At 28.7% G+C, this 11773-nt stretch carries 12 protein-coding genes; all 12 read left to right on the forward strand.

Features of this window, described 5'->3' with window-relative positions; translation table 4 throughout:
* The first annotated feature begins 104 nt into the window (after positions 1-104).
* Positions 105-3017, forward strand: a complete 2913-nt coding sequence (dnaE, locus tag C4B24_RS02605) for a DNA polymerase III subunit alpha (RefSeq protein WP_131599074.1) — start codon at positions 105-107, stop codon at positions 3015-3017.
* Positions 3010-4041: a 5'-3' exonuclease gene (locus C4B24_RS02610; RefSeq protein ID WP_131599075.1), complete on the forward strand. Its 1032-nt coding sequence runs from the start codon at positions 3010-3012 to the stop codon at positions 4039-4041. Before dnaE ends, C4B24_RS02610 begins: the two co-directional genes overlap by 8 nt.
* A gap of 83 nt (positions 4042-4124) precedes the next feature.
* Complete coding sequence (locus tag C4B24_RS02615) at positions 4125-4658, forward strand: dephospho-CoA kinase (RefSeq protein ID WP_131599077.1); 534 nt, start codon at positions 4125-4127, stop codon at positions 4656-4658.
* 38 nt (positions 4659-4696) lie between these two features.
* Entirely contained in the window at positions 4697-5584 is an 888-nt protein-coding gene (locus tag C4B24_RS02620; RefSeq protein ID WP_131599079.1) for a DnaD domain protein, read from the forward strand.
* Positions 5585-5587: 3 nt separating this feature from the next.
* Positions 5588-6415: an ATP-binding protein gene (locus tag C4B24_RS02625; RefSeq protein ID WP_131599081.1), complete on the forward strand. Its 828-nt coding sequence runs from the start codon at positions 5588-5590 to the stop codon at positions 6413-6415.
* Between the two features lie 696 nt (positions 6416-7111).
* Entirely contained in the window at positions 7112-8104 is a 993-nt protein-coding gene (gene gap / locus C4B24_RS02630) for a type I glyceraldehyde-3-phosphate dehydrogenase (RefSeq protein WP_131599082.1), read from the forward strand.
* A 352-nt stretch (positions 8105-8456) separates the two neighbouring features.
* Complete coding sequence (gene yihA / locus C4B24_RS02635; RefSeq protein ID WP_131599084.1) at positions 8457-9008, forward strand: ribosome biogenesis GTP-binding protein YihA/YsxC; 552 nt, start codon at positions 8457-8459, stop codon at positions 9006-9008.
* Between the two features lie 7 nt (positions 9009-9015).
* Positions 9016-9561, forward strand: coding sequence for a hypoxanthine phosphoribosyltransferase (gene hpt, locus C4B24_RS02640; RefSeq protein ID WP_131599086.1), 546 nt, complete (start codon positions 9016-9018; stop codon positions 9559-9561).
* 191 nt (positions 9562-9752) lie between these two features.
* Positions 9753-10358, forward strand: coding sequence for a rhodanese-like domain-containing protein (locus C4B24_RS02645; protein ID WP_131599088.1), 606 nt, complete (start codon positions 9753-9755; stop codon positions 10356-10358).
* A gap of 121 nt (positions 10359-10479) precedes the next feature.
* Positions 10480-10902 (forward strand): 30S ribosomal protein S6, encoded by a 423-nt coding sequence (rpsF, locus tag C4B24_RS02650; RefSeq protein WP_168388333.1) that lies wholly within the window; start codon positions 10480-10482, stop codon positions 10900-10902.
* Positions 10902-11366, forward strand: a complete 465-nt coding sequence (locus tag C4B24_RS02655; protein ID WP_131599093.1) for a single-stranded DNA-binding protein — start codon at positions 10902-10904, stop codon at positions 11364-11366. The genes rpsF and C4B24_RS02655 overlap by 1 nt, the downstream gene beginning before the upstream one ends.
* A gap of 9 nt (positions 11367-11375) precedes the next feature.
* Positions 11376-11630, forward strand: a complete 255-nt coding sequence (rpsR, locus tag C4B24_RS02660; RefSeq protein WP_131599095.1) for a 30S ribosomal protein S18 — start codon at positions 11376-11378, stop codon at positions 11628-11630.
* Positions 11631-11773: the final 143 nt, after the last annotated feature.

Genomic DNA, 11773 nt, shown 5'->3' on the forward strand with positions numbered 1-11773 from the left:
TATTACCAATTGAAAATTGAATAAAACTAAAAAATGTTTTTTGTATTTATTTATTGTGGTCCTTTATTTAATGGATAGTCATTTATATTTGTTAGAATATAGTTATGTCAAAATATATTAATTTACACGCAAATACAGAATATTCTTTACTTGAATCAACTATTAAAATTGATTCATTAATTGAGTATGCAAAAAACAACGAATTATCTTCTCTTGCAATTACAGATCACAATGTTATGTATGGGGTTGCTGAATTTGTTAAAAAATGTCAAAAAAACAACATAAAACCAATTATTGGTTTAGATTTAGATGTACAGGATTTTAGATTGATACTACTTGCTAAAAATCATGATGGTTATTTAGATCTTATGAAACTATCATCTAAAAAAGTTAGAGGTGAAGAAATTAGAGTTGAGGATATACCAGTTAAAGACTTATTTATAATAGATCACCCAACAAAAGGTAATTACGCAATAAATGGTAATGAATTAGAAATTCATAATTACTTTGTTGGATTGCAACACGGTGAACATGTTAATGGGGTTGCTGTTATTGATTCAAAAATAATGAATAAAAATGAAAACAAAGCTTTATCAACTTTGAATTACATAAAAGAATCAAAACAAAAGGAATTTAATGAGGAAGAATATACATGTAGACCAAAAAACATATCGAATGATGCAATTAAACAGGCAATTAAAATTGCTGAATTGTGTAATGTTAAATTTCCAAAAGTTAAAAGTGTGCTACCTGAGTTTCCTACTCCTAATAAAATATCTGCATCTGAATACCTAAAACAAATTATCAAAGAAAATATTCAAGATAGATTAAAAGATAACGTTAAGGAACAGGAATATTTAACAAGAATTAAATATGAAGTTGGAATTATTGAAAGTCTTGGTTTTTCTGATTATTTCTTAATTATTTGAGATTTAATTAAATGATCAAAAGAACAAGGCATATCAGTAGGTCCAGGTAGGGGTTCAGCTGCCGGTTCGTTAGTTTCTTATATTCTTGGAATCACAGATATTGATCCGATCAAATTTGAATTACTTTTTGAACGTTTTTTAAATCCAGAACGTGTTACTATGCCAGATATTGATATTGATATTCAAGATAGTAGAAGAGATGAAGTTGTTGAATATATGTTTAATAAATATGGAGCTAACAGAACTGCTCTTATTATTACTTTCTCAAGATTAGGTGCAAAAATGGCCCTTAGAGATTCTGCAAGGTCAATGGGAATTTTACCAAGAGAAGTTGATGTGCTTTCAAAAATGATTGGGCTTGGTGAAACACTAACTTCAACTTATGAAAAAGTGGCATCATTTAGAGCTCACATTGATAGAGATGAAAGAATGCAGGAATTATTCAAAACTGCCAAGAGTATTGAAGGTTTGCCGCGTAACCATGGAACACATGCTGCGGGTGTTGTTCTTTCAAGTGAGGAAATTCATGATCTTGTCCCTACAATACAAGGTATAAATAATTATAATCAAACACAATATTCAATGGACTATATGGAATCAAATGGATTACTTAAAATAGATATACTTGGATTAAGAAACTTGACAATAATACAAGATATACAAAAAGAAGTATTTAATAATTACCAAAGAAATCTCGTTCTTGAAAAAATTAAATTAAATGATAAATTAACTAATGAGCTTTTATCTAATATAGATACTAATGGTATTTTCCAATTAGAATCTTATGGTATGAAAAATACATTGGCATCTGTTGGTGTTGCTGGCATTCATGATATAACAGCGATTCTTTCTCTTTATAGACCGGGCCCAATGGAATTTATTAAAACATATGCAAAAAGAAAAAAAGGTGAAGAAAAAGTCCCATCTATATCTAAAGAGTTTGATATGATAACAAAAAGAACATATGGAATAATAGTTTACCAAGAACAAATAATGCAAATTGCTCAAGAGTTTGCGGGAATGTCATTTGGTCAAGCTGATGTTCTTCGTAGAGCAATTGGTAAAAAGAAAATTGATTTAATTCAAGGATTGAAAAATACTTTTGTTAATGGTGCGCTAAGCAAAGGACAAAAGCCAGAACAAATAGAAAAGGTTTATAAAACAATTGAATCATTTGCTTCTTATGGTTTTAATAAATCCCATGCTGTTGCTTATGCAGTTATTTCTTATAGAATGGCATTCCTAAAAGCAAGATTTCCTTTAGAATTTTATACATCATTATTAAATGCATCATTGGATTCACAAAAATCAGTTATGAACTATGTTAATGAAGCAAAACGAAAAGGTATTGAAGTAGTTGCTCCTGATATTAATCTTTCGGAGGAAAAAGTTTACAATAAACTTAAAAAAATATACATGCCACTAAGATTAATAAAGGGATTTGGTAGTGTTGCATCTAAAAAATTATTGGATGAAAGAATAGCTAATGGTAGATTCAAAGACTTCTTTGACTTTGTTGCAAGGGTTAAACTTGCCAAACTTGGAGACTCCCTAATACAAACACTTATTGCTTCAAATGCATTGCGTGAATTTGGGCATATGCAATCACTGTTAGATACACTGCCTTCTGCAATTAGATATGCGGATATGATCACAATTAAAAAAGAAAAGGAAAAAATATTGGATTTTAATTTAATATCAAAACCTAAAACTATTAAAAGTGAAAGAAATATAAAGGCAGAAATTATTTCAGAGAATAAATATTTAGGATTTAATTACAATGTATTTTTTACAGATCCTTATGTAACTGAACAAAAAATAGTTGATTTAGAAAATGAAGAAATAGTAGAAGTTGCTATTTATGTTGATAGAATATACAAAAAGAGAGATAAGAATGGTAAATCATTTGCCGTTGTTCTTGCACACGATTCTACTAATAAGATAGAATTCACTGTATTCAATAGAATTTGAGAATTCATTAAAAATAATGAACCAAAAAATGTTTATATAGCAAGAATTAAATCTAAAATGTTTAATGATAAGAAGAGTTATATTTTAGAGAAACCTTGAAAGGAAACACATGAATAAACTTTTACTAATAGATGGGAATTCTTTAACTTATAGAGGTTATTATGCAACAGCTATGTCCCCAAGGGGTATTTTGACAACGTCAGATGGTATTCCTACAAATGCAATTCTTTCAATGAATAATATGTTAAGTAATATAATTTACGCTGAAAAACCAAGTCATATTATGATTGCTTTTGATGCTGCTAAGAAAACTAATAGACATGAGTTGTTTCCTGAATATAAAGGTGGAAGATCAAAGACTCCTGAGGAATTAATCCAGCAGTTTCCTCTAATAAAAGATATGATTGCTAAAATGGGAATTAAATGATATGAGCAAAAGGGTTGAGAAGCGGATGATATTATAGCAACATTAGCAAAAAAAGCTAGTAATTCGGGTATGAATGTTAGAATCCTTTCTTCTGATAAGGACTTGCTTCAATTAGTAGATGAAAATACACAAATTTTATTCAATAATAAAGGTGTCAAGGATTTAAAGGTATATACTGAAGATAACTTTTTTGAATTCGAAGGACATTATCCAAATCAAGTTCCTGATATGAAAGGTATTGTTGGAGATGCCTCTGATAATTTACCTGGTGTGAAAGGTATTGGTGCAAAAGGTGCTAATAAACTTTTGGAAAAATACACTACTCTTGATTCTGTCTACGAAAATATTAATGATATTACAGGGAAAGTTCAAGAGAAGTTAATTAGGGATAAAAAAATAGCTCTATTATGTAGAGATATAGCAACTCTTAATTATGATGTTGAAATTCCGTTTGACTTTCCTGAAATGAAATATAAATTTAGTATTTCTCAAGAATTACTAGTGTTTTTTAAAAGATATGAATTAAACTCACTGATAAAAAAATTCTCAAAGTATGCAAATGGATTTCCAAGTGAAGAGGAAATTATTCAAAAATCTACTACTTTTGAAGATAAATTAGATATAGAAGAGATTGAACTTAAGGATAACATTGAAACAAAAGAGAAAAAAATTGAAGAAGAAGATAAAATAGAATACACTAATATAATCTTCTAAATTTAACATCAATTTTATAATTTGATGTTTTTTTATTTAATTTTTAAAGTTATATTGAGTTAATAATAAAATATAATTAATTTATGATAGCAATTATTGGTAATCCAAATGTGGGTAAAACTACATTCTTAAAAAAACTAAAAGATGAAAATTATACTGTTTTTGAGACTGATGCATGAGTTAGTGAGCATTATAAGTTTGGTAATGAAGTGTTTAATGCACTTAAGGATCATTTTGGTGAGGAAGTAGTTTTAGATCAAAAAATATCCAAAGAAATGCTTAAAACTTTAATAATCAAAGATTTTAGTGTTTTAAGAGAAATAGAAGATATCGTTCATCCTTATTTATATAAGCATTTATCTACAAAAGAGTATGATTTTGTTGAAATACCTATTATGAAATGATCTCCTATTGACTTCACTGATTTATTCGAAAAAGTGATAAATATAGTAGATACTCCACTAGGAAATAATTCGATTAATGTGGATAACTTTCTCAAATCCCTAACAGACACTAATACAAGGGCTTATAGGGAAATTGAAGCTGTGGATATCTATGTTAAAACAGGTGAAAAAGCGACTGATATTTTGAAAAAAAGTAACATACTTATTAGGTAAATCTATAATTGTTATACATACAAAAAACTGGAGGCCAAATGAATCAGTACATCGTCGAAACTAATGAATACATTACACACATAGATTTAAAGAATATAAGAACTCTTTATTTACCTATTATAGGGACAAAAGCGGTTGCATTATATCAATCATTAGCAGACGAAGCTTTAGATACTTTCAAAGTGGACTACAGATACATTACTGCACTTATGAATTCCTTACAATTTAATAAAGAGGAATTATTGTCTGCAAGAAAAACTTTAGAAGCTGTTGGACTTCTAAAAACATATTCAAACGAAACAAGAGCAACTTTTTTATTCGCAATTTTGAGACCATTAAATGTACAAAAACTTTTTAATAATAAACTTTTATTGAATAAATTAATAAACTCAATTGGGGAAGTTGAAGTAGAGAGATTAATGTTCGAATCAAAGACACAAACAATTGATAAATCAGGATTTGTGGAAATTTCTGCAAAATACCATGAATTATTTGATGTTACAACAACTCAAACAATCCAAAGAACAACAGAAATTACTTTACCTTCATTTAGTAATAAGGAACAAGCTATTAAGGCAACAACAGCAGAAATGTTTACTAAATTTTTAACAAATAATGTTGCTGGACCTTCGTTAGCAAAAACATTTGATACTTTACGTGATTTAGGTTTTTCAAACGAATCATTAAACTATATCCAAGATTATTCATATAAAATTAATAAGAAAGTTGTTGCTAAATATGTTGAAACAATTGCATATGATTTACATAAGACAAATATTACTTCTTCTGCAGATATTGCAAGAGAATTAATGAATGCAAGTATGTCTAAAAAACAAGAAATAAAGAAAATTGAAGCACCTACAGAAACAATTGCGGAAGGGAGTGAATTAAGTCTTGATGAAATATTTTCAGACTTATTCTCATAATATATGGATTCAAAAAATATAATAAACCAAGCGCTTTCTATACCTAGGGTAGCTAAAAGGGTCGCGGAATTAAAGATAAGTGTTGAACAACTTGAGGAAGCGAAGATTATTCTTTTGGAAATTATCCAAGAAAGTAAATTACCTCAAGAACCTAAATACATCACTTCTTTCAATGTTGGTCATAATGGTGTTATAACTTTGACTAAGATTCTTTCTGAAAGGGGTAAAGCACTTTCAATTGAAAATAACATTATTACCCAAAAGATCTCACCCATTAATCTTAATGTGGAGTTTTCTAATATGGAACAAACAAAGGAACGTGTTAATTTTGCTTTGTATTTCAAGCAATATAAAAAACAAATTGAGGATGAACAAATTTTAAAAGGTTTCTTTTTATATGGTGAAATGGGTATTGGTAAATCTTTTATAGCTCAAGCTATGGCGGTTTCACTTGCTAAATCAGGTCAAAAAGTTGCATTCCTAAATGTTGCAGAACTTGTTTCAATAATGAAGTCAAAATTTAAAACCGGTACTGAATCATTTGTTGAAAAACTGAAAACAGTTGAAAATCTATTTCTGGATGATATTGGAGCAGAAACAATTACCACTTGATTTAGGGATGATATGTTACTCGGAATTCTTTCTACAAGAATGAATAACAATAAAACAACATTCTTTACATCAAACTATTCATTTTCTGAGCTAGAAAAGATCGAATCAAGAACTCAAGGCTCTAAATATCCAGATAAAGCTAAAGCCGCAAGACTTATGGAACGTATAAGAGCTTTATCTATCTCTGTTAATATTGGTGGTCATAATAGAAGGTATTAGTGCCTTTTTTTTATTTGTGAAATCATCTTTCAAAATAAATGCTAATTATCATGTATATACAAGTATAATTATATTGCATAGTTAATTGCTGTGCAAATATTTTATTTTAATAATTTTGGATAATGTGTAAGCCATTATCTTAATAATTGTTATTTGAATATAATAAATTTTTGTTTATATAAATTGTGAGTACTATATTTCCTAAATGGTATTCTTAAAGAGTTAAATTTGAATGCGATTCCTTAATTAATATTGCTGTTATTAGTATTATTGGAAGTCATAAATCTTAGTATCTAAAATTTAAATACATATATTTAATTTGATGTTGTATTGTTCTTTTTTATTGTTTAGTGCATACAGTGTTTATTAAAAAATTATTTGTTGTGTTAGAGTTAAGACTTTAACTGATTAAATAGGTACATATTTTAAAAGGGTAAACCATGCTTTTCTTAATGCGTGGAATTTATTCTAAAATATTATTGTTATAAATTAATACATGAATAAAAAATAAAAGGCAAAGACCTTTTATTTTATTTTATCCCTTAAAAATAACGGTATATGTATGTGGATACACAAATAAAATTACAGTATTTCTATTAAAGTAGTATAATTCTATTGCAGTTTTAGACTGCAGTATACTGCCTTAACAAGCACACAATAAACATTAAATATATATAACAATAAAAGGAAATTAATATGAAAAAAATCGCAATTAACGGTTTTGGTAGAATTGGACGTCTAGTTTTTAGACAACTAATTAAAGATCAAGATCTTGAAGTTGTAGCAATCAATGACTTAACATCACCTGCTACATTAGCACACTTACTTAAATATGATACAGCACACGGGAGATTTGACGGTACAGTAGAATCAACAGAAGATTCACTAATTGTAAACGGCCAAACAATTAGAATTTATGCTGAAAGAAACCCAAAAGACCTTCCATGAGCAGAATTAAAAATTGATGGTGTAGTTGAATCAACAGGATTCTTCGTATCAAAAGAAGCTTCAATGGCTCACATCGAAGCAGGAGCTAAAAAAGTAGTTATTTCAGCGCCAGCAAAAGGTGACTTAAAAACTATCGTTTACTCAGTAAATGAAGAAACAATCTCAGCAGATGACCAAATCATTTCTGCAGCTTCATGTACAACTAATGCTTTAGCACCAATTGCTAATGTATTAGAAAACACATTCGGAATCGAAAAAGGATTCATGACAACAGTTCACGCTTACACAGGAGATCAAGGAACACAAGATAAACCACACCGTGATTTACGTAGAGCTAGAGCTGGAGCACAAAACATCGTACCTACAACAACTGGTGCTGCTGTAGCTGTTGGTAAAGTATTACCAGAAGTTAACGGTAAACTAGATGGTATCGCTGTACGTGTACCTACAATCACAGGATCACTTGTTGACCTTGTAATTGAATTCAAAAAAGACGCAACAGTTGAAGAAATTAACGCTGCAGTTAAAGCTGCTGCTTCAGATTCTTTAGCTTACGTTACAGACCCAATCGTTTCATCAGATATTATTGGTGCAACACACGGAACTCTATTTGATTCTTTAATGACTAAAGAAATTGAAGTTAACGGTAAAAAAATGTTCAAACTTATCACATGATACGATAATGAAAACTCATACGTTTCACAATATGTAAGAACTTTCAAACACTTCATTAGCCTATAATTCATTATTAGTTAATAAATGCAATCCTTAATTGGGTTGTTTTTCTTTTTTTGTTTTCAAAAGTATCCATTATATTATTTAAAAGTATTGTTAAAATATGTTGGAAAATATATAAATCAAGATAAAGTTTCATACATTAATTTTATATATTGTGCAGTAAATTACTTTGCCTACAAATAAAAAATATCAATAATAAAATAATGATGGGAAGACATTACTATGTTTAAAAAATAGATTTAAATTATTTAAGCAGTCAGTAATAGAGTTTTTACAATTATGTATTACCAAACTAAAAAAACAAAGGTTATTTTTAATAATTTAAAATATAAAGTAATTAAGTTATAATAACTTTATGTGAAAATTTATAGTATCCGCATCTAAAAAGTCAAATTGGTTAAATACCCATGCAAAAGAAGTGTGTTTTGTTGGTAGATCTAATGTTGGTAAATCTTCATTAATCAATGCTTTAGCAAACTCAAAAATAGCAAGAACTTCAAATACTCCTGGGCGTACACAATTAATTAATTATTTTGAAAATGAAGATAAAAAAATGATTGTTGATTTGCCTGGTTATGGTTATGCAAAAATGCCACAAAAAGAATTACAAAAAATGTCTCAAATGGTAGAGGAATATTTCTCTGAAAGAAAACAACTTATTATGACGTTTTGCTTAATTGATTCAAAAATTGGTATCACAAAAGATGATTATGATATGTTTGAATATTTAAAGGCTGTTGGAAGACCATACTTTATTATTGGTACGAAAGCTGATAAAGCTAAGCAAACTGAAATTTCAAAAACTTTGAAACAAATTCATGCTTTAGAAGTTGATTATTTAATAACTTCCGCTTCAAAAGGTAAAAATATAAGTAAGCTTAAAGCAGTTATGAAAAAAGTTTTCTAGGGGGAATATGAAATATTTTAAAGAAGTTTTAATAACAGAGGAAAAATTAAAAACAAGAGCATTAGAAATAGGAAAATTAATAGATGAAAAATATGGTGAAGAGCCAATAATGATTATAGGTCTCCTTAAGGGTGCTTATGTATTTACTTCAGATGTTGCACGTTCAGTTAAGAATCCTAACTTAGAAGTTGAATTTATGGTTGCTAAATCATATTCTAATGGCTCATCAACTGGAGAAGTCCAAATTATTCTAGACCTTAAAAAAGAGGTTAAGAATAAAAACGTTATCCTTGTAGAAGATATTGTTGATACAGGTAGAACATTATCAAAAGTTAAGGATTTAATGTTATTTAGGGGTGCAAAAAAAGTTGAAATAGCTGTAATGTGTACTAAGCCTTCAAGAAGAGAGATTAGTGTAGAGATTGATTATCCATCTTTCGTTATTCCTAATGAAATTGTTGTTGGTTATGGCTTAGATTACAATGAAAAATTTAGACACTTACCTTATGTTGCTTCAATAACAAAAGAAACATTTGAAAAATTTAAAATTTAATTATAACTACATTCTATTTTGTAGTTTTTTTAATAAAAGTATTTTTTTACATATTTTAGTGGCTAATAAACAACTTTTTTGCCTATTTTTGAAAATAAAATAATTGATTTGTTATTTTTGAAAAATGGATGTTATATAATATACATATACAAAAAATAATTTAGTTAAATTAGCTATGTAAAGGAGTTAGCATGAAAAATATACAAGCAGAATGAGTTCAAGAAAATGCAAAAGAAATCGAATTAATTGATGTTAGAACACCCGAAGAGTTTTCTATAGCACATGCAAATGGAGCTATTAATATACCAAAAGAAAATTTACTTGCAAAACCAGAAAAATATTTAGATAAAATGAAAGAATATTACATAATGTGTGGTTCTGGTGGTAGATCGCAATTTGTTATTACAAGTCTTTTTTCTAAAGGTTACAATTTAACAAATGTTTCTGGTGGAATCAAGGCTATGAATCCTGAAAAATTAATTATTCCCAAAGCTCAGGAAATTGATGATTCAGAAAGAAAAATATTGTCTAAATTAAGAGATACAAAGGTAAATATTGTGATATTTTATTCTGATACTTGTGGAACATGTCAAATGCAAAAACCTGTTCTTAAAACACTAGAGCAAAAGTATGAAGATGTCTCATTAACAGAACTTAATATCATTGAGGAATCTAAAATAGCTAAGCAAGAACAAGTAATTGTGGCGCCTACTACTATTATTTTTATAGAAGGTAAGGAAAAATTTAGGTTTCAAGGATTTATGCCTGAAGCAGATATACTAAAAAGATTTAAATAAAGCGATTAATGTCGCTTTTTATTTTTCCTTTACAAAGTAAACACTTTTATTGTATAATACTTTACGAGTAAGTAATTACTCCTTGGCAATCAATATGCCCAGAGACCAGAAGGAGGCCAAAATGGCTAAATATGAAATTATGCTAGTTCTTGACCCTAAAGCTGACTCATCAATCATCGAAAAACAATCAAAAGAAGTTTTCGGTGGAGCAGCTAGCGTTAAAAAACTAGAAATCACTGATCTTGCTTATGAAATCAACAAATCAAACACAGGACAATTTTTCCTGTTATCAGTTGAAACAGAAGGTTCAAACATTCAAGAATGAAACCGTAGATCAAACATCGTAAAAGAAATCTGAAGAAACTTAGTAATTAATCTAGATAACGAAGCTGGTTATAATAAACCTTTCGTAGAAAACAAATTCTCTAAATACCCAAGACTTAGAAAAAAACAAGCTGAAAGAAAAGCTGCAATGGAAGCTCGTAGAGCTGAAAGAGCTGCTTACTTAGCTAGACAAAACGCTTCTAAACCAGAGGACAAGTAATGAATAAAGTTTTATTAGTAGGGAATTTAGTTAGAGATCCAGAAACATATCAAACAAATTCAGGAATCAAATATACAAGATTTACTGTTGCTGTAAATAGGACTTTTGGAGAAGATCAAGCAGATTTTATACCAATTGTTGCTTGAAGACAAACAGCAGAATTCATTGAGAAATACCTTTCAAAAGGTTCAAAAGTATCAGTTGAAGGAAGATTTTCTTCATCAACATATAAAAATGCTCAAGATGAAACTGTAACTCGTTATGAAGTTACTGCTGACAGAGTAAACTCACTTGAATCAAGAGCACAAAGAGAAAATAGAATGAATCATACCGAATCATCTTATAAAGCTCCTGAAAAAACTATTCAACCAACTAATACTACACACAATTCATCAGTTCAAAAAGACGAAATAGCTCAAACACAAGACGTTCCTTTAGACGTTCCTTGAGAGCTAGACTTATAGGAGGCCAAAATGGCATTTAACAATAGAAAACCTAAAAAAGTGGTAAAAAGAAGAAAACCTTGTTTCTTCCACTTAGAGAAAATTAATTACATAGATTACAAAGATACAGAATTACTTGGTAGATTTATTAATAACCAAGGTAAAATTCTTGCTGCGGGTGTTACTGGAACATGCGCTAAGCACCAAAGATCACTTTCAACAGCAATAAAAAGAGCTAGATTAGTAGCTTTATTACCATTCGTTAAAGAAAGAGTTAGACGTTAATACATCTAATATTTTTTAGAAATGGAAAAATAGGGAATTCCCTATTTTCTTCATTGTAATTTAAAGTGCAACACTTTTACAGTTATAAATAAATTATACAAAAATTGTATATTAAAGATTCGGACTTGAAATGAGTTCGAGTT

Origin of the sequence: Mycoplasma marinum (genome assembly GCF_004335975.1) — a bacterium.
In the GTDB taxonomy this organism is placed as follows: Bacteria; Bacillota_I; Bacilli_A; order Mycoplasmatales; family Metamycoplasmataceae; genus Mycoplasma_K; species Mycoplasma_K marinum.